The sequence below is a fragment of the Paenibacillus sp. CH40 genome (assembly GCF_024213605.1).
Taxonomy (GTDB): Bacteria; Bacillota; Bacilli; order Paenibacillales; family Paenibacillaceae; genus Paenibacillus; species Paenibacillus polymyxa_B.
The window spans coordinates 333,987-352,534 of the sequence record NZ_JANAVQ010000003.1; the positions used below are offsets into that span (position 1 = coordinate 333,987).

Below are 18,548 nucleotides of genomic sequence, written 5' to 3' on the forward strand. Positions count from 1 at the left end.
TTTCCTCATTTTCTACAATTCATCACAATAACTTCAGCTCACCTATACATGTATTTGGGAAGTCCGCGCCTTTTTTCACTTCCAGGATGGTAATCTTAACGAAAGAAGTCCGTATAGGTTCATCAAATTTGAAACGTGCGTCACTGCCCTCAAACACTTCAGATTGCCCATTCGAAAAATCAAGTTTCATTTTTTTGATTTTACTTACGTCTAAATACTTATTATTAACCCACATGAAGTTATCGGTTATATCTATACCTCTCACCTCTTGAGTTGAACCCAAATCTATAGTTACCGTTTCCCCTACTCCGCCCCCCTTGGTACCTTCACACCAAGAGGTTGAATAATTTCCATCCGTTAAATTGTCCACATTAAAAGAACGAATACCCTGAATAGGTAGCGTAGAAGAGGCAATAATTCTTTTCACTTTAACCTTGTTGCTATACTTCATATAATTGGTTTTTGCTTCGATCCACTGTATTGGAGCCGTGCGTATTCCTTGGTTTTTAGTAAAAGAGGATATATCCTCCTTTCTTCCATCGCTCAGATGAACCAGATACATTTTTGAAGCTTCGTATTCTGCGGACAGCGCCAATTTCTGATCAGGGGATAGTATAAATGGTGCCGTACTTTTAGTTATCCACCTTTTTTCTCCGCTCTCTATATCAAATGAATAGACATCTTTTGTGTAATTGTCGTCCTCTTCAGAAAGTGTATAAATTAATTTATCTTCTTGATCCCATTGCAAAAGCGAAACCATAGACCCTGCAAGTAAACGTTTTGCTCCACTAATGCCGGACAGATTCAGCATGATGATACCTGGTTGGTCATTTTCCTCAAAACAGAATCTAGTGCCATCTGGAGAAAATAATCCTGAACTAATGATACCTAAATCTATTTTACGTTTCCCAAGGTCTATTTTTGTCGCTTTCCTCTTTACTGCATCATATAAATACACTTGCCCATTCAACTCATAAAGATATTTACTTAAATCAGGAGAGACTACAGGGTAAGACGTTGAAGGCAGTTCAAACTCGGACTCTTTTTTTCCTGAGTTCAGATCATATACCTCAAGAATGTGTTTTTCGTCCCCTTCTTCCACATCAGAGATTGTCCTTACGATCGCCATTCGACTTCCATCATTTAACACTCTACTGACAGTTACTTGGGAGCCGCGATATTTTATTCGCTCTTCTTTAGTTTGCATCGCATCTACCAAGTCATCGATTCGTATATAGGTCTTCCCTGTAGGATCATCTAAATTGGTCAAAAATTGAGTCGGATATGGGTCTTCTTCTCCATTTAAAAGCCACCGTGCTTCTTTTTCAGTAACATTTCTATTATCTTGTGTGACCCTGTGTGATGATATTTCTTGGGGGTGAGGAGACGGGACAGCTTCCTCTCCTTTAAACCCACTACATGCTGATATAATGGCTACAAAACTAACAATCAGTATGATTTTTATAAAATTCACTTTCTTACCACTTCCTCTTCCGTTCTCAATTAAAGCCTACCTAGCTAAACGGGGCAGTACTTTTTTCTCCTGAGAGAATACCTTAGAATCAAATATTATTATGATGTTTAAGCTATTACTTACTTTCTTATTTATAATTGATTGAGCCATCATTTTGTATAATACGTCTAACTGCGATAACGTTTGAATATATAAGACCATAACCTTTTCCCCAATTTGTGTTTAATTTATCTATTGTTACATTATGAGATGGCTTGTGATCCTTTTTCATTTCGGCAAGATTTTCTGCTTGACCATGCTCGTGAATGAACTTTCCATCTCCCACATATATTCCTACATGATCTACTTTGAATTTGGTTTTCCCCCCACTCCCCCAATCAAATAAGATTAAGTCACCTAACTTCAGATTTTTATAATCTCCACTGGATCGCAAACTTTTGTAGTCAACCTCTGTCCCCCGAAGGATTTGATCTCCTGTATTACCGCCTATATGCACATTTAATATGGTCAAGTACACGGAGGAACTAAAATCAGAGCAGTCCATATATATAGGAGGATTATTGGGATCAAGCTTCATTGTTGTAATTTTTTTATCCCTACAATAAGGAATCTTTCCTAAAAACTTCTTAGCGAATTCTACGATTGCTTTCCTTTTCTCCTCGGCAGAACTGTTGGATGGTGTAGGCTTCGTTTCCTCCTTCTGCGGCTTTTCAGGAGTAGTCGGTGGCTTCTTGCCCGGTTCCATTTTCGTTGTTGTCGTCGATGGAACTGCTGGCGTTGCAGCCTTATTAACCTTGGGCCATGGAAGAACGCCATTGGCTACTTGATGTAGGTACACTGCGAGCACATCACGTCCATAGCCCTTATTCTCCAGGCCGTATTTTTTCGCAAAATCTTGCAGTGCGGCGTTAAGCGCCTTATCCCAATCGCCTGTAGTTGGAAGCTTGTACGAGAAGCTATCTGGATACTTCTGGGCAAGCTTGTTCAAATTCTCCCTGGCAAGCTGGCTGTTCACGCCATACTTACTTCGCAGAGCAGCCGCTTCCTTGGCTAAAGCCTTTTGATCAGCAACGGTCAGCTTATGGGCTGCATCTGAATATTGCCCGGACAGCTCCTCCAGCCGATTCGCATCCAGATAGGATTTGGCTGAATGCCCACGAATCAGCTCGTTGATTAGCACATTGTCACGCAGTTGGTTGGCGAGAAGATGCATCTGCTTTTGCTTGGCCTTGTCGTTGGCGCCATGTGCTTCCCACCATTGGGACGTGTATTCGTGCATTTGCGCTCTGGCCCAGGCAGGCATACGATCTATTTCTGCCACCTGTTGGCGCAATTGCTTGGCCTTGGCTGCTGCTTCCTTGGCCCCCTTTTTATCCCCTGTTGCCACGGCTTTGTAGTAGTCCGTTTTATATTGTAAAAGCAAATTCTGCACCCATTGCGGATACCCTTTTCCCTTCAATTCTTGAATCAGGGATTTATAGGCTTTCAGTTCGGCATCAGGCACCTGATTTTTCATGAACTTACTAGCCTTGATATGAAGTGTTCCATCGGTTCGGATATAGCTGGTTTTGCACGTTAGAGATATTTCGCGTGTAGCGTTCATTTGTACTTTTTTGCCGTGCAGCACCAGGTCTGTATCGGCGTGAAAGGTGAGATCATGATGACTATACACGTGAATACCGGATGCAGGGTTTAAGCGTACAAATATTTTTTCTTTCTGGGTGGAGAGGGCTAATTCCTTATCATCGAATCTCGCCACTTTTTGTGTTTTGGTATGAAACAGCTTTCTTGACGGCTTGCTGATTTCATCTCCTTTGTAGTCTCTTTTACGCAGGGATTGAACCACACGAGCTTCCTTTTCTTTGTTAGATGGAAAATACAAATGGACATGATCCCCTAGCTCAGGCATGCAATGCCAACCGATCCCATCCCCGGTATACGTGGTGGGGTAAGAGAACCAGCACCCCTCAACTTTGGACTGCATAGAATCCACGGACAAGTGAAGTTTAACGGATTCGTTTTCACTATTTAAATCAATAACTTTCCCTTCAATAGAGGTACCTTTGATTAACGGGTTATGTATAACCTCCCTCGGAATGCCTGCTCCCGGAACGAGAACGTAGCCATATGTCATAATGCCTTGCTTCATCTCTGCATGAATCTGATCAATAACCCAATGCTTTCGTTGAAACATGACGACATCTCCAAGTTCAAAACGCTTCGTATCCTCCACTTCAGCATATGTATACTGGGGACCTGACTTTGTTTTTTGGAGGGAAAAGTTAATGCTACGCAATTCACCTTTTACCTGTTCTTTCGATTCACCTAACCATAATCTCGGGAACACGGATGTAATCTCGGCAATGAGTCCAGTTTGCAGATGAGAGGCCATTCTTTTTAGAAACTCCCAATCACTCTCCTCATACTGAATAGTAAAGCCGCCCAGCTTTTGATCGCTGTCCGCCAGGTCAATAAAATCCCCATGTGGATAGGCATCTATAAGTTCGCGGAACAGTTGATAATACGTCAAGTTGCTGTTTTGAAACGAACGGTTTTTCCGTTGTTGATCCAATAAATATGTAAAAGACGCAGCCTCAAGGTACATGTGATATACGCCATTTTTGAAGGCAATTCTAATATTGGTGACCATTCCTTTAAAGATGCTAACTGTCCCTCGGTCTTCATCCGTCTCATATACCTCTAGCACATCTTCATCGTAAGCTAATCCATCATACTTTGCATGATCCTCATCCGGTATGAGAGCAGTGATGTACACCTTGCCGTGCTCATTTATCTTCTGTGTCAATTCAAAATCAAGTAGCCGGATAATTTCATACGGTGCATTCACTCTAATATTTCCATAAGTCAGCATAGTTCCTGCCAGTCCCATCTTACTCCCCCCGTTTGCTTTTCATATGATGCAAATCCTACAATCTGTTAGCTATTCCTGCCCATCTGTCGTGAATGAAATTTTGCCGCACCACATGCATAAGTTCGTGGAGCAGCTCATAAGAGCCGGAGATTGATCTACGTATACATCCTTTTTTCCATTCAACCAAGGCATAGAAACGCTCGGTTTGCAGGGCTGCGGAATGATTTTCCCGGAATTTCCTTTGTTAGCAGAAGAGACTGCAGGATTATGCATACTACGGCACATTCCGAATGCAGGGATATGCGTCTGTGGATGAAAATCCTCAATATTCCCCTGCAATTTATCGCCAATGCTAATTCCCCTGTTAGCTGAAACACTAAATTTTCCCGTATGACTTCCATAGCTACAATGTATCTGTGCCCCATCTACTACATAGCTCTCACTCATTCTTGGACTCTCCTTTGTATAGATGGCCCCTCTGTATCGACCTTTTGTAATTTCAAGCCTGACAGATTGAACTTCAAAATACATTCAGCCACATCGAGGTCTACAATGATATGATGATTGGCATCCTGAATCCTGAATATTTTATGATTCTCTACTTTATATTCATCTAGAATGATTTTCTTCAGTGTACCGTCCCTATGATATTCACTACGTGGTGATAAACATATCAGGCTAGGCGGATTTGCCAGCCAATACCTTGTTTGCTGCATTCGCTGCATATCGGCAAAAACAACCAACTTCCAGCTTAATCCGTATTGATATATATCAAATATTTCCTTTAGTTGTTCCGAAACGATGGATACCGGATGCTCTATAAAATCAATATAGTCCGCATCACCTGATACATAAAATTGTAAAATAGATTCTTCATCGGCACGTGATGAGCCTTCTGCCCATTCCAACAACTGCCTGCGATTTGTCTCTACTGGATACATATACTCCGTAATACGATTATCCTGTTGAATCATGTAGTACTCCATAAGCTGTTGAATACACCACCTCACTGATTCCTTTATACTCCCCTATTCTTACTTCCAAATCGTCCTCACATTTCAACGCCTTGAATTCAGGTAAATGTACAGCTTGCTGAATAGCATCCTTCGCTAATTTCAGAATATATTGATGGAATTCCCCTGTAGCCTGGAGTACAAATCGCTCCACATCAGGCTGAAAAATCTTATTCATATAGGGTTTTCGAAGCTGATTCAATTCATCCTCCAATTCTGCTAAAAAGCTGAATGCCCAGCCTGCATCATAGATTCCATAACAAGGTTGAGGATCAAAGAACCAATTTTTATCATAGGCTTCGACCACATAGTTATAGTTACGGTCCATCAGATACGTGCGCCTCATAGAATAGGTAATGTATCCGATCCTCGTCTTGGCCACTTCTGCAGAATGGGCTTGCAGGCAGATCGATTGAAAGGATTGAATAAAAGAAGAGATGAGCTCATCTTTTCTCTGTTCATATAAAGACGCTGCTTGATGTAATTTCTGGTTCAATGCATCTTCTGCATAGGTCTTAAGGAAGTGTTGTAGGGCTTCCTGTCTATTCATAATTCCACCTCTGAACCTATTATATAGAATATTTACATGATATTACTGGTTCTATCCTCCTGTTTTATTACACAATTTTCATATCATGAGATTACATATGAATTTATGAAAACAGAATGGAAATAATCATATTTTTTCGTGAATGTGTAATATTATATACGAAAATTCTCCAAGAAAGGCCAGCATTAGACCTAAGAAATGAAGGTTTGTGCAAGCGAATAGGTAAATCGAAGTAGAAGACTCAGGTTTATAACGAAATAATCATGTATAATTAATAATACGCTCCAGCAATACTTTCAGAGGACTAGGAATGGGATACACAAACCATTAGAGTTTTGTTAACCACCACTTTGCATCAAGATTGGAGACATATGACTACTTCACCTACAGGTTTTTATAATAGTATTCAAGAGGCTACCGCGCATGTCATTGATGTGTTGAGTGATATTTTACATGTTAATACCATTTTTATTGCCGCTAATGATGGGGTTACAAATGTAATTGTAGATTCATTTAACCGGGAAGAGGTGCTGGTTCGTAATGGAGAGGAGCTTCCTTTTGAGCTTAGCTATTGCAGTCTGGTGCTGAACCATTCTGCGGATTACCTCACCATTTCGGAAACGTCTACTCATCCACAAACACGTGATTTAGATGCGACTAAAACCATTGGAAACCACTCATTTACAGGAATCCCTATTCGCATGAAAAATGGTCAGGCTTACGGAACCATTTGTATCTTGGACGCGCCATCTGTACATTTGACAGAATCAGAACTGAAGGCACTACAGGCTATGGCCGTATTTCTGGGGTATGTAGTTGAACTGGAGAAAGGCAAGATCGATGCTGAAATCTCTTCCATGAGCAAGCTGGATTTGATATCTTCCCTGAGTAATAAAATTCGGTTTTCGCTGACCGAAATATGGGGAGCCACCGATCTCATGCTGACGACGGAGTTAACCGAGGAACAACAGCAATATATGAGCATCATGGAGTCGAGCAGTCGCTCGCTCATGACGTTATTGAGTAATATTTTGGATTACAGCCATATGGAATCCAGGCAGATTGATGATATTGAAGATCCATTTGATCTGAGAACGATGATGGAAAATGTGTTGAGCCTGTATGCAGAAGTAGCCGCGCAGCGGAATCTAGAGTTGAAGCTCGACTGGAATCTCACCAGCTCGCCTATTTTTATCGGGGATGAAGCTAAAATTCGCCGTATGCTGATTAATTTGGTAGATAATGCAGTAAAGTTTACAAGCACAGGAGCTGTCATCTTATCTGCAACCGCCCAATCCGTGACCGATGCACCTGAGGTTGAACTGGAATTAAAGGTGAAGGATACTGGGATCGGTATATCTCCTAACAAACTGAAATTGTGGCTTGAGCATGACCGTGGGAACTCTCCCTCATATGGCAATCCAGGATTGGGTTGGCAGATTACCAAACATCTATTAAAACGAATGAATGGTAAAATGACTGGGATCAGTGAACCTGGTAGCGGGACAGAAATAACGCTCCAGTTCACTCTGAAAACATACCAGGAGTCAGCATGAAATAGGGACTAACCTGTTATAAATATAGGACACATCATGTAATAGAAGCCCGTGACGCATAACGTCACGGGCTTTATGTTATGGTTACGTGTCACTAGGCAGTATTATCACCCTATGCCGCACGTTTGTGCATAGTCAGACTTAGTAACGTTTGGGAGCAGCCAGCTTGGCCAAATCCGCCATATACGTAAAAAAGGCTTCTGGATCTGTATCGTATACCAGGTTCACAGGACGTCCCTCTGCCTGTTCCACCGTTCTGCCCTGACTTGGACCTTCTGCGATAACGCTGCAATGCACCGTCTTTTTCTTGACAATGTCCGGGCGTCCTACGGATGCAGTGGTCAGTACATCCCACAAGTAGTAGGTTGAGTTCGTTTCGCTATAGACGAGCGGCGGACATCCAGCATAGCAATTACCCAAGAAATCCACGCCTTCATATCGGCGCTCGGCCGCCCAACGATTGCGTACTGATGGAGTTAATGGCACTTTGCTTGTGCTTTCCAGCGCTACCAGATCAATCGTGATGCCGCTTTGCCACACCCGATATGCCGCTTCTGGGTCCCAGAACACATTCCACTCTGCTGTGCCGTCATGCTCCGGCTCCTCCACATTCCCTTTTTCAAAGGTGCCGCCCATCCATACCAGCTTTTCGATCTTTGCTTCAATATCCGGTGCTTCATCCAGCGCTCGCGCCAGATCGGTTAGCGGTCCAGTGAATAGCAACAGCGTCTTACCTTCAGCTCCGCGTACCTTTTCGATCAGATGCTGATGAGCTGGCAGGGATGAAAGTGGAGCTTCCATTCGCCCCGATTCATTCAGTACCGGTAATGCATCCACATAGAAGGAATGTAAACGCCAAGCAGCAGGAAACGGATTTTTACCGCGTGAATTAGACTTTGCGACTTCCACAGGCCCTTTATTTTGTCCAAAACGATCAATAATTTTACGGCTGGCATCCGTTGCAGGCTCCAGATAACCATCTGCTGGAATCACCGATACTCCGGTCAAATGAATCTGTTCCATCTGAAGCAACATAAACAGGGATACTAGATCATCCACTCCACCATCATGATTAAAATAAACGTTTGTCTGACTCATCTGTCTCTTCCTTCCTTTATCCCCGTAAAACAGGCTTGTTCTTATCGGCAACCACCCTTCATTATGCCTGATCGCTTCACAGGAGTAAATGTGCGATAGTGTGTGGATCAGGGATTTTTTGCTTACTCCATGCTTAAGATAGGTAGAAATGTGTGTAATAACAGGGTAGAATCATGGGTCCTAATCGGAAGCGTATGAAGGAGAGATGCATATGACAGCCCGAACAATAGAAGAGTTGGAGCAGATCCGTAGAGAGTGTAAATCCATGGTGACGAAAAGGGCTGCGGCTTCTGGTGGAGCGGTATTAGTTCCAGTTCCAGGGGCTGACGTTCTTGCAGATGTTGGCATTTTGATGCAGCTACTGCCAGCCATTAATGGAAAATTCGAATTATCTGAGAAGCAGCTGGAAGGTCTGGACGCAGAAACAAAATCCATGGTGTATGGTTTTATCACCTCAATTGGCAGCAAGCTGATCGGGCGACTCATCACCCGTGAAGTTATCGTGCAGATTTTGCAAAAAATGGGCATTCGTATCGCTACCAAGCAGGTTAGCAAGTTTGTCCCCCTTCTGGGGCAAGGGCTAGCCGCGGCAATTGGCTTTACTGCTATGCGAACCATTGGTAATCGGCATGTCGATCAATGTTATGAAGTAGCCAAACGCTTGCTGGAGCAGCGAACTGCCGCAGATACCGCGCGCAACTGGACAGTTCCACAGCAACCTCTAGAGCCTGTGGGAGTGGATCATTTGCCAAACCGGGACCCGGGAGCAGCGATTCCACTACTGCCGGCACCCCCTAAAGATTAAGTTCTTCACATTCGAGTCAACCATCCATTTCACCCGCACGGGGTACCGCAGATCGAGACGGGTCCTGTATCCCGTGCTTTTTAGCCTTCCACCTTGGCTCCATAGGAGCGGGCCACCGCTACTGCCTGCTCGATATCCAACTTGGCTCCGGTGATGTCCAGATCTTTAAAATTCACGCCATCCATCTTCGCACCGCGCAGGTCTGTTCCTTGAAGATGGGCTTTGTGCAGTCTTACCCGGGTAAGATCCGCCTCCCGCAAATCTGCTTTTTCCAAATTGCATTCGGATAAGTCGGCTTCCTTGAATCGTATTTTTCGCAAATCTTGTTTTCTTAAATCTGTATGACGCAAATTCGTATAAGACCAGTCTCCGCCCGTAATTGTGATACCATCCATATTCGCCCCCGCAAAATCTGAACCTACCAGCTTGCAGTTATCAAACCGAACTACAAACAGATTGGCGCTGGTGAACAAACAATTGGTAAAAGCAGACTCCTTGTAGTGAGATGCATTCAGAATGGCTCCGGTAAAATCACAGTCCACAAAAGTACAGCTTTCCACGAGGGACTCATTCATCTCCACACCCCGAAAGCGACATCGGGTAAACTCACAATTTCTCCACTCGCCTTCTCTGGCATCCATTGAGCCAAAATCACGGGCTTCATAGACCTCATCTGTATAAAAGAACATGTTCTCTCTCCTATTCCTTACTCCCTATATTAGGAATTCAGCATTTCGGCAAGGACCGCTCAAAACCGCCCTTCATTTTTCCCAGTAAACCCTTCATCATCTTATGATCCTGCGGCGTAAACTCAGACATACACGACCGAATCAACTTCGTATAATAAGGGACTATCTTACTTAACAGCTCTCGTCCTGCCTCTTTTAATCCGACAGTCACCATCCGTCCGTCACTCTCATGAGCCACACGTTCAATCATGCCATCTCGCTCTAATCCGTCGATCAGCCCCGTCATGGTTCCACGCGTCACATCAGCTTTTTCCGCCAACTCTGATGGTGTCATGCGATGCGGCGAGTGGCAATGCAACAGGCTAAGAACAATAATCCGACCCTGAGAAGCCCCCAACTTGCTAAGATCCGTATCCATTTCTCTGAAAATACCATTAGCCAAGCGCGCAAATGTCACAAAAGTCTCTATATTATCCACTTCGGCATCTTCATGCCCAAAGCTACGCAGCACCCCGCGTATGGAGTCATTATGAAAATTAAAGTTCATAGTCTATCCATTCCTTCCTTAATCCCGCTTGTTCCGTCAGACGGTAGCTTTTCCATTCGTCAGGCAGCAAAGAAGCATATGGTTCCTTGGCAAAACGATCATCTACCAGGACCAGCAATCCTTCGTCGTGCTCCGTGCGAATAAGTCTGCCACCTGCCTGAAGAACCTTGTTCATTCCCGGATATACATACGCATAGTCGAAACCATTCCGTCCCTGTTCCGAAAAATAATCCCGCAGCACATCCCGCTCTGCTCCAATTTGCGGCAAGCCGACGCCGACGACCACTACCCCATTTAAGCGATCCCCAGGTAAATCGACACCTTCAGCAAACACACCACCCAATACGGCAAAGCCAAGCAAGGTGTGCTCTTGCCCAGGCTGGAAGGCCTCTAGAAATTGATCCCGCTCTGGTTCGGTCATCCCCGGACTTTGTACCAACGTATTTGCGGACACGTCCCGAAGCATGAATTCCTCATACACCTCACGCAGATAAGGATAGGACGGGAAAAATACAAGGATATTTCCTTTCCGTTCCACAACCAATGCAGCCAGCATATCCGCAATCGCCCCTTTGGAACGCTCACGATCCCGATAACGGATGGAGAGCGGCAGCAGACGTACATCCCACTGCTCCTGATGGAAGGGCGAAGGAACCTGTAACGTATAATCTTCCTCGTTTGCTCCAAGCATGTCCCGGTAATAAGCAAGCGGTGTCAACGTCGCGGAAAAATAAATGGCTGAGCGGTAGCCCTTAATAGCTTGTCCCAACAAGTGAGAAGGATCGAGGCAGAACAGCTTGACCCTCACTTCACTGCGTCCTGCTTCCACAAAAGTAACGTACCGTTCATCATATAAAGCTGCAATTCGCAGCATATTCTGAGCGGTAAAATACGTATCTAGAAGCAATGCATAAGCCGTATCCTCACCGCTTGCATGGCTTGTACTGCCCCCCGTCACCAGTTCACGTTCAGCTGCTTCTACAAAAGGCACCAACAGCTCCAGTACCTCTTGCGGTGCTGCTGTCTCCACTGCTTTTCCTGTATCTGCATATTGCTTGCGCAGCGTAATCATATGTGCGTTCACTGCACTCGCAGCCGCAGCAATCTCCGGGCTTAGCAACTTAAATTCCCGTTTCAGTTCCAAAAAAGAAGATTTCAAAATTTCCGCCGAAAACATGTCCCGGCCGCGTTCTACCAGATTATGCGCCTCATCCACCAGTACAACACCTTTTCGCTTGTGCTCCTCCAGCAATCTTTTCAAAGAAATCCGTGGATCGAAAACATAATTATAATCACTGATTATACCACCCGAGGCATACGCCACATCCAGCGAAAATTCAAAGGGACATACCTTATGCTTGCGCGCATAATGCTCAATCACCGCCCGAGTCATTAACGTCTCATTCGCCAAAATATCGGAAACCGCACCGTTGATCCGGTCGTAATAGCCCTCGCACATGCTGCATGATCCAGCATCACAATCATTTTCATCCTTGAAGCAAATTTTATCCTTCGCAGTCAAAGTCACCACATGCATGTGCAGCCCTTGGACCTGCATTCTGGCGTAAGCTTCTTCGGCTGCTGCCCGAGTGGTGGTACGAGCCGTCACATAATATACTCGTCTCACCAACCCTTCGCCGATCGCCTTAATCGCAGGAAACAAGGTGGATACCGTTTTACCAATACCTGTAGGTGCTTTGGCAAACAGGTTAACCCCTTCGGCAATCGTCTTGTACACCGAACCCGCGAGCGTTCGCTGACCCGAACGATACGTGTCAAAGGGAAAGTTCAACATAGCAATGCTGGCATCCCGCTTTTCCGCATGTGCTCTCAGCAGGAATGCATACGGTGCATAACCAGCAATCATCTCCTGTGCAAAAGCTTCTAGCTCAGTAAAGGATAGTTCCCGTCTGAATCGGCGAATGTCTTCACTGTGTGCCTGTACATAAGTAAGCTGGACCTGCATCGAATGATGTTGTTCCTCACGAGCAATCATATAGGCATACAGAAATGCTTGTGCCCAGTGTATAGGTTGGCCGTCACCCTGAATATCTTCGAGGGGCAAAGAGGTCGATTTAATTTCATCGACCGTCCATACGCCATCCAGCTCAATCAGTCCGTCACAACGGCCTTCAATGATAAACAATTCGTCCTTATACGGAATTTCTGTACGTAAATGTACCTCTTTGCGGTCATGCTCCTTGTAACCTTTCTGGATAACCTGATGCACGCGAGTTCCTTCGAGCATACTGCTATTCGATCGAAAGCCGCTATGAATGCTGCCGCTCCGATGCACATATTCCACAAGTGGACGCACCGATATGTGAATTGGTTCCTTCATACGATCACCCGTTCCGGTCATAGTCCTTTCACTGTACCACGTAGATAAACGAAACGTAAGGGACATAAGAATCGTTTGTATTCAATTGGTATTCACTCATGCCTACTTTTTACCGAAATATAGAAACGAGGCCTTTTGCTTTATTCCCCACGATACTACAACTCTCAATACAGCATAAAGGATAGGGATATGTTAAAAGAATTAATTAACAATTTTGCGTTATTAACAAGCTTCTTATTCTTTGGAAATTTATTTTTCCGGAAATATGAACGTTACCTAAAAAAACATGTATTCATTTATCGGGTAATGAACGGTTTAATGCTGGGTCTGTTTGGCATTCTGTTAATGATGACCGGTTTATGGGTCCGTGGGCACTTTGTGGTCGATCTGCGCCAATTGGCGATTATCATATCTGTTTATATGGGAGGATCGGTATCCGGTCTGCTGACCACCTTGATCATAAGCCTGTACCGTATTTACATCACAGGTGGTTGGACAGATGTTTCTCTGACTGCTGCCGTCAATTGTTTCATGACACTGGGCATTTCACTTATCTTTATTCGAGAAAAAAGCCTAACACTCCGCAAGTGGATGTCGGCCGTACTTGGAGCTGCTGTAGTGTCGCTGTTATCTACTTTCTTTGTAGTTAACCCTCCTGATAATGAATCTATTATAATAATCACAACTGTTAAGTTGCTTGGCGGCCTGTTCACTTATTTTATGATGTCCTATATCAAAAAAACAGAACGGGCTGTTCATCTGCTGGAAGAAGCTGCAAATCGGGATCATTTAACCGGACTCTACAGTCCACGTGCTTTCGATGCGCTATTTGAAGAGGTCTTTCATACTTCCAAGACTACAAAACAACCCTTTGGACTCGTGATGCTGGATATTGACCACTTTAAAAATATTAATGATACGTATGGTCATTTGAACGGAGATACCGTCTTAAGCCAATTGGGAATGCTGTTAACCCGGGAATCTACAACGAGGGCGTACCCCTCCCGTAAGGGCGGAGAGGAATTTGCCATTCTGATTGGAAATTGTGATAGTCAGAAAGCAGCAAGCTTTGCCGAAAAAATTCGGAAAGCTGTGGAAAATGAACGTTTTCTTTTGAATGACGGAACCTCGATCTCTCTAACCGTATCCATCGGAGCAGGCAGTTCACCTGTCATTGCATCGAGGCACTTACTGGAAAAGTCAGATGAGGCATTATATGAAGCTAAGCGTTCAGGACGCAATCAGGTGAAACTGGCAAAACCATAGATATTAGTCGCTAAATGTCAGGAAAGCTGGATTATTGTTAATAAAAAGTGGTAAAATGGAAATAACATCGTTATCAAAAAAACTTCTGCCGCTAGTGGAGACATGCCTTACAATCGACATGGGGGGTGGGCTTTGTGAACCTCGAACAATTGGAAAAACTCATGGAAAAAGAACGCCGTGAACTGAATCGCATGGCTGACTTACACGGATTAAAAGATGAACGTGTATTGGACAAATCCTCCAGACTTGACCGTATTATGGACAAGTACCTTCACACCAAGCGTGCAATAAACCAAACACACTCATAGAAGCAAGCTACATCGCTGCCCCTCAGGGCAGCTTTTTTATGATGTAAGCAGTATTCGTCCTCCTTCGGTACACATCTGCATCGTACTCACCTTCTCGCGGACTGACTACTTCCCGCCATATTCCGTCCGCAACAATTGCTGTGTGAACGATATCCATTCTCTGGCGGCAAAGGACAGATAACGATCGTTCCGCCAGATCATCCCCAAATGCCAAGGAATGACGGGGTCCACCAATGGAAGAACACGCAAGCGCTCAGAATCCAGATCTCGGCATATAGCCTCCGGCAACAGCGCTACTCCCAGGTTTGCAGCAACCATTTCGCTAATCAGATCCCATTGCGAGCTTTCGTAGACTACACGCGGCTGAAAGCCAGCACGGACACATTCGGCAATGATACGGTCATGCAGCGTAAAATCCTCACGAAACAGTACAAACGCCTCCTCCGCCAGCGCAGATAACGGTACCTCCTTGCACTCTGCCAATGCATGCGTAGGATGAACGAGCAAGTTCAGCTTTTCCTCCACAAACAGAAATGTCTCAAACATATCTCCAACCGCAGGCAGCACAATCACCCCGATATCCAATGCCCCGGCTTCTACGTCCTGTTCCACTTTCTTCGCCCCGTCCTCAAATAATTGAATGGTCACATCAGGATATGCCTTATGAAATTCTCCAATGACACGCGGAAAAAAGCTCGATCCGACCATAGGGGGCAGGCCAATACGGATATGTCCTTTTTTCAGGTTCATCAAATCACTCAGCTCCGAGGACAGGCTCTGAAAGGACTTTACAATCGCTTGTGCTTGAAGCTCAATTACCTTGCCCGCGTCCGTCAGTTCGATTCTTTTGCCAATTCGGTCGAACAAAGCGACCCCCAGTTCATCTTCCAGACTTTTAATCGTCTTACTGATCGTCGGCTGGGTAATAAACATGCTCTGGGCTGCCTTTGTAAAGCTACGCAACCGCGCGACTTCCAAAAAATATTGTAAATGTCGGATATCCAAACCTACACCTTCTCCCATAGACAAACGGAATAGATTACATTCTTTATATGCATTTTACTCATGAAAGCTTGTGATGTAAAATTTCATTACAGTTTGAAAATAACCGATCTCAAAGATAGGAGCCATTATATATGAAAAGCTTCATACGCGGTGTCCTCCAGATCGCCGTCCTGATGGCCTTTTCGCTCATCCTGAACGCGGTAGTCTCCTGGCTCCACCTGCCTGTACCCGGTAGTATCATTGGTATGCTGATCCTTTTTATTCTGCTGCAAACCGGCTTGGTCCGACTAAGCTGGATTGAAGTTGGCGCAAACTGGTTGCTGGCCGAGCTGCTATTATTCTTTATTCCCTCCGCTGTCGGCGTTATGAATTATTGGCCGATGCTGGAACACGATGGTATGAGCATCATGCTGGTCGTGTTGCTCGGCACCTTTCTGGTGATGGCCTGCACAGGTATGGTCGCCAGTCTGCTTGGTAAACGAAAGGAGCATAAATCATCATGACCGGTCTTCTATGTATTGTATTGACACTCGCTATTTACTGGATGGCCAAACGCATGTACCGCACACTGCCCAAGGTGTATTTGTCTCCATTGCTCATTACACCTATTGTTATCATTTTGATTTTGACGCTGACGGGTGTGAACTACCGTTCTTATAATTCGGGGGCTCGCTTGCTGTCCATGCTGCTACAGCCAGCTACGATTGCATTTGCGGTCCCTTTGTACCGATATTTCCCTGTGTTAAAAAAACACGCGACTCAAATCGTGCTTAGCGTGCTGTCTGGGTCTGTTGTAGCCGTGTTGTCCTCCATGGCGCTTGCCAAGTGGATGCATCTGAATTCTTCGTTGCTGAGCAGCCTGATTCCTCGCTCCATTACGACACCCATTGCGATGAATGTATCGCAAACGATTGGCGGCAATCCGACGGTCACGGCTGTATTCGTTATTCTGACCGGATTGAGCGGTCTTATTATCGGTCCGATGATTGTAAAACTGTTCCGTATTGAAAATGAAGTCTCACGTGGGGTGCTGCTCGGTACCGGTGCTCATGGTACTGGCACTTCCAAAGCCTTCGAGTTCAGTTCGCTGACGGGGACGATATCCAGCATCTCGATGGTGCTCGCCGCTCTCTTTACCTTGGCAGCCGCTCCGTTCCTGTTCCACTTGATGCTGTAAACAATCTGTATACAAAGAAGCAGCGATTCTCCTGTTATTGAAGAATCGCTGCTTCTTTGCTTTCAGTCCATGTCTCAAAGCAATGGGCGGCTCAAGGATATAACTCCCCTCGCTGCATCAAATAGCTTTAACGTCGCCGGGTTTCGTCTCTACCTCTACAGGCGTTACAGCTTCATACAGGTAAGCATCCAGCTCAGCCGTATATTGTCGTTCTTGCGCGGCGCTCCAGCCTGCATGTTCGGACATTAATGCAATGGCGGGCTGTTTCCAGCGCTTCACCTCGTCAATCTGGAAAAATAGCGCCCCCGTTCGGCGTATGAAAAAATCAGACGGTGTCACCGTCATTTCCTGTTCCATCGCATACAGGAGCGGGACACGCACTTCCACAGGCAGTGCCGCTTCCTTCTCGGTAGCCTCCTTCATGCTGCGTGCCGCTATGGCAAACAGCCGCTCTGTATTGGAGCCATAGCGGGTTGCCCATGCTCTAGCCGTTTCCGGCGACAGGCCGAGCGCAACACCCGCTGCGGCTTTCTTGCTCACGAAGGAGCCCCAGCCCGCCGAGCCGCCTACGCTGCCTCCTGAAATTGGGATATGCCTGGTGCGGCATGCCCGGAAGCTTTGCCCGTGCAAGCGTCCCAGCTCCCGTACCGCACGATCCACGACGAGTTCGGACATTTTCCGGTAGCCCGTCAGCTTGCCGCCTGCAATCGTGATCAGACCTGAACGGGATTCCCAAATTTCGTCCTTGCGTGAAATTTCCGAAGGACTTTTACCGTCTTCATAAATGAGCGGCCGTACCCCTGCCCAACTGGATTCTACATCCGTAACAGTCAGTTTCACATCTGGGAACATTCCGTTGATCGCTTGAAGCACATAGGCCCGATCTTCGGCGGTCATCCGAGGATGCGCCGTATCCCCTTCATACACCGTGTCGGTCGTACCTGCATAGGTTTTTCCATCACGTGGGATGGCAAATACCATGCGTCCATCTGGTGTATCGAAGTACACTGCCTGTTTGAGTGGAAAGCGCTCAGCATCGAACACCAGGTGAATACCTTTCGTCAGGCGTAGCACCTTGCCCTCTTTGGAGCGATCCATTTCCCGCAACGTATCTACCCATGGTCCGGCCGCATTAATAACCAGTGAAGCTCGAATTTCGTATGGCTTTCCCGTTACCCGATCCGTTACGCTTGCACCGCTTATTCGTCCTTCGTCATACAGCAGCTTGTCAGCCTTGGCATAGTTCACCGCCAGCGCCCCTCGTGTAACAGCTTCCTTCATGACCTCAATCGTCAGGCGAGCGTCATCTGTGCGGTACTCCACATAGCTGCCGCTTCCCTTCAGTCCATCACGCTTCAGCAAAGGCTCGCGCTCTAGCGTAGCCTGGATGTCCAGCATCCGACGGCGCTCACTACGCTTAACACCAGCAAGGAAATCATATACCAGCAGCCCGACAGAGGTGGTGAATGCGTTAAACGTGCCGCCCTTGTGAAAAGGAAGCAGCATACGCTCCGGTATGGTCACATGTGGGCCATTTTCGAATACGATGGCCCGCTCCTTCCCGACCTCGGCTACCATCTTAACTTCAAACTGCTTCAAATAACGAAGACCACCATGCACTAGCTTGGTCGAGCGGCTGGACGTACCTGCTGCAAAATCCTGCATCTCCACCAGTGCTGTCTTCAAACCACGATCCGCCGCATCCAGCGCAATACCCGCCCCTGTAATACCGCCGCCAATGATTAAAATATCAAAATGCTCATGTCCCATTCGTTCCAAAACAGCGGTTCTCTCCTGCGCAGCAAATCCCTGTTCTCCCATCATGTATCCCTCCAGCTTTGTATATA

At 45.7% G+C, this 18,548-nt stretch carries 17 protein-coding genes; 6 read left to right on the plus strand and 11 right to left on the minus strand.

All coding sequences use genetic code 11. From position 1 onward, the window contains the following. Positions 1-22: 22 nt before the first annotated feature. The 5 genes from NLX73_RS11515 to NLX73_RS11535 form a co-directional block, all read right to left on the minus strand. The gene (locus tag NLX73_RS11515; protein WP_254326224.1) at positions 23-1,474 is read right to left on the minus strand and encodes an NADase-type glycan-binding domain-containing protein; all 1,452 of its coding nucleotides are present in this window, start codon (positions 1,472-1,474) and stop codon (positions 23-25) included. 127 nt (positions 1,475-1,601) lie between these two features. Next, complete coding sequence (locus NLX73_RS11520) at positions 1,602-4,364, minus strand: NlpC/P60 family protein (protein WP_254326225.1); 2,763 nt, start codon at positions 4,362-4,364, stop codon at positions 1,602-1,604. A gap of 51 nt (positions 4,365-4,415) precedes the next feature. Further along, positions 4,416-4,793 carry a DUF4280 domain-containing protein gene (locus NLX73_RS11525; RefSeq protein WP_250266885.1) on the minus strand — a complete coding sequence of 126 codons (378 nt, stop codon included), beginning with the start codon at positions 4,791-4,793 and terminating at the stop codon, positions 4,416-4,418. Beyond that, complete coding sequence (locus tag NLX73_RS11530) at positions 4,790-5,320, minus strand: hypothetical protein (protein ID WP_254326226.1); 531 nt, start codon at positions 5,318-5,320, stop codon at positions 4,790-4,792. Before NLX73_RS11530 ends, NLX73_RS11525 begins: the two co-directional genes overlap by 4 nt. After that, positions 5,304-5,909 (minus strand): hypothetical protein, encoded by a 606-nt coding sequence (locus NLX73_RS11535; protein WP_254326227.1) that lies wholly within the window; start codon positions 5,907-5,909, stop codon positions 5,304-5,306. Before NLX73_RS11535 ends, NLX73_RS11530 begins: the two co-directional genes overlap by 17 nt. A gap of 371 nt (positions 5,910-6,280) precedes the next feature. Between NLX73_RS11535 and NLX73_RS11540 the strand changes: the two genes are divergently transcribed. Continuing rightward, entirely contained in the window at positions 6,281-7,465 is a 1,185-nt protein-coding gene (locus NLX73_RS11540) for a GAF domain-containing sensor histidine kinase (protein ID WP_254326228.1), read from the plus strand. A 141-nt stretch (positions 7,466-7,606) separates the two neighbouring features. Here NLX73_RS11540 and NLX73_RS11545 read toward each other — a convergent pair whose 3' ends face one another. Continuing rightward, a complete protein-coding gene (locus NLX73_RS11545; RefSeq protein ID WP_254326229.1) occupies positions 7,607-8,563 on the minus strand; it encodes a nucleoside hydrolase in 957 nt (318 codons plus the stop codon). 211 nt (positions 8,564-8,774) lie between these two features. Here NLX73_RS11545 and NLX73_RS11550 point away from each other — a divergent pair, with 211 nt between their 5' ends. Further along, positions 8,775-9,368 (plus strand): hypothetical protein, encoded by a 594-nt coding sequence (locus tag NLX73_RS11550; RefSeq protein ID WP_254326230.1) that lies wholly within the window; start codon positions 8,775-8,777, stop codon positions 9,366-9,368. Positions 9,369-9,448: 80 nt separating this feature from the next. On the opposite strand, the gene NLX73_RS11555 is transcribed toward NLX73_RS11550, so the two are convergent. Genes NLX73_RS11555 through NLX73_RS11565 form a run of 3 tightly spaced genes read right to left on the minus strand, consistent with a single transcriptional unit; the run spans position 9,449 to position 12,966 of the window. Further along, positions 9,449-10,057, minus strand: coding sequence for a pentapeptide repeat-containing protein (locus NLX73_RS11555; protein WP_254326231.1), 609 nt, complete (start codon positions 10,055-10,057; stop codon positions 9,449-9,451). Between the two features lie 37 nt (positions 10,058-10,094). Beyond that, on the minus strand, positions 10,095-10,604 hold the full coding sequence (locus NLX73_RS11560; RefSeq protein ID WP_039271748.1) for a MarR family winged helix-turn-helix transcriptional regulator: 510 nt from the start codon (positions 10,602-10,604) through the stop codon (positions 10,095-10,097). Next, positions 10,594-12,966 carry a helicase C-terminal domain-containing protein gene (locus NLX73_RS11565; RefSeq protein WP_254326232.1) on the minus strand — a complete coding sequence of 791 codons (2,373 nt, stop codon included), beginning with the start codon at positions 12,964-12,966 and terminating at the stop codon, positions 10,594-10,596. The genes NLX73_RS11560 and NLX73_RS11565 overlap by 11 nt, the downstream gene beginning before the upstream one ends. 168 nt (positions 12,967-13,134) lie before the next feature. Between NLX73_RS11565 and NLX73_RS11570 the strand changes: the two genes are divergently transcribed. Together NLX73_RS11570 and NLX73_RS11575 are read left to right on the plus strand one after the other, a co-directional pair. Continuing rightward, positions 13,135-14,211, plus strand: a complete 1,077-nt coding sequence (locus tag NLX73_RS11570; protein WP_254326233.1) for a GGDEF domain-containing protein — start codon at positions 13,135-13,137, stop codon at positions 14,209-14,211. A 134-nt stretch (positions 14,212-14,345) separates the two neighbouring features. Then, the gene (locus NLX73_RS11575) at positions 14,346-14,519 is read left to right on the plus strand and encodes an aspartyl-phosphate phosphatase Spo0E family protein (protein ID WP_013312483.1); all 174 of its coding nucleotides are present in this window, start codon (positions 14,346-14,348) and stop codon (positions 14,517-14,519) included. A gap of 105 nt (positions 14,520-14,624) precedes the next feature. Here the strand turns inward: NLX73_RS11575 and cidR are convergent, their stop codons facing one another. Continuing rightward, entirely contained in the window at positions 14,625-15,524 is a 900-nt protein-coding gene (gene cidR / locus NLX73_RS11580; RefSeq protein ID WP_023990853.1) for a cidABC operon transcriptional activator CidR, read from the minus strand. Between the two features lie 131 nt (positions 15,525-15,655). Between cidR and NLX73_RS11585 the strand changes: the two genes are divergently transcribed. Together NLX73_RS11585 and NLX73_RS11590 are read left to right on the plus strand one after the other, a co-directional pair. Continuing rightward, the gene (locus NLX73_RS11585) at positions 15,656-16,027 is read left to right on the plus strand and encodes a CidA/LrgA family protein (protein ID WP_013312485.1); all 372 of its coding nucleotides are present in this window, start codon (positions 15,656-15,658) and stop codon (positions 16,025-16,027) included. Continuing rightward, a complete protein-coding gene (locus tag NLX73_RS11590; RefSeq protein ID WP_039271755.1) occupies positions 16,024-16,701 on the plus strand; it encodes a CidB/LrgB family autolysis modulator in 678 nt (225 codons plus the stop codon). Before NLX73_RS11585 ends, NLX73_RS11590 begins: the two co-directional genes overlap by 4 nt. Before the next feature lie 117 nt (positions 16,702-16,818). Here the strand turns inward: NLX73_RS11590 and NLX73_RS11595 are convergent, their stop codons facing one another. Continuing rightward, complete coding sequence (locus NLX73_RS11595) at positions 16,819-18,522, minus strand: glycerol-3-phosphate dehydrogenase/oxidase (protein WP_302055396.1); 1,704 nt, start codon at positions 18,520-18,522, stop codon at positions 16,819-16,821. Positions 18,523-18,548: the final 26 nt, after the last annotated feature.

Bases quoted from the DNA above. Each gene is read 5' to 3' on its own strand.
- NLX73_RS11595 (WP_302055396.1), bottom strand. From the start codon at position 18,522: ATGGGAGAACAGGGATTTGCTGCGCAGGAGAGAACCGCTGTTTTGGAA.
- NLX73_RS11520 (WP_254326225.1), bottom strand. From the start codon at position 4,364: ATGGGACTGGCAGGAACTATGCTGACTTATGGAAATATTAGAGTGAAT.
- NLX73_RS11590 (WP_039271755.1), top strand. From the start codon at position 16,024: ATGACCGGTCTTCTATGTATTGTATTGACACTCGCTATTTACTGGATG.
- NLX73_RS11545 (WP_254326229.1), bottom strand. From the start codon at position 8,563: ATGAGTCAGACAAACGTTTATTTTAATCATGATGGTGGAGTGGATGAT.
- NLX73_RS11540 (WP_254326228.1), top strand. From the start codon at position 6,281: ATGACTACTTCACCTACAGGTTTTTATAATAGTATTCAAGAGGCTACC.
- NLX73_RS11530 (WP_254326226.1), bottom strand. From the start codon at position 5,320: ATGATTCAACAGGATAATCGTATTACGGAGTATATGTATCCAGTAGAG.
- NLX73_RS11525 (WP_250266885.1), bottom strand. From the start codon at position 4,793: ATGAGTGAGAGCTATGTAGTAGATGGGGCACAGATACATTGTAGCTAT.
- NLX73_RS11535 (WP_254326227.1), bottom strand. From the start codon at position 5,909: ATGAATAGACAGGAAGCCCTACAACACTTCCTTAAGACCTATGCAGAA.
- NLX73_RS11555 (WP_254326231.1), bottom strand. From the start codon at position 10,057: ATGTTCTTTTATACAGATGAGGTCTATGAAGCCCGTGATTTTGGCTCA.
- NLX73_RS11585 (WP_013312485.1), top strand. From the start codon at position 15,656: ATGAAAAGCTTCATACGCGGTGTCCTCCAGATCGCCGTCCTGATGGCC.
- NLX73_RS11570 (WP_254326233.1), top strand. From the start codon at position 13,135: ATGTTAAAAGAATTAATTAACAATTTTGCGTTATTAACAAGCTTCTTA.
- NLX73_RS11560 (WP_039271748.1), bottom strand. From the start codon at position 10,604: ATGAACTTTAATTTTCATAATGACTCCATACGCGGGGTGCTGCGTAGC.
- NLX73_RS11565 (WP_254326232.1), bottom strand. From the start codon at position 12,966: ATGACCGGAACGGGTGATCGTATGAAGGAACCAATTCACATATCGGTG.
- NLX73_RS11550 (WP_254326230.1), top strand. From the start codon at position 8,775: ATGACAGCCCGAACAATAGAAGAGTTGGAGCAGATCCGTAGAGAGTGT.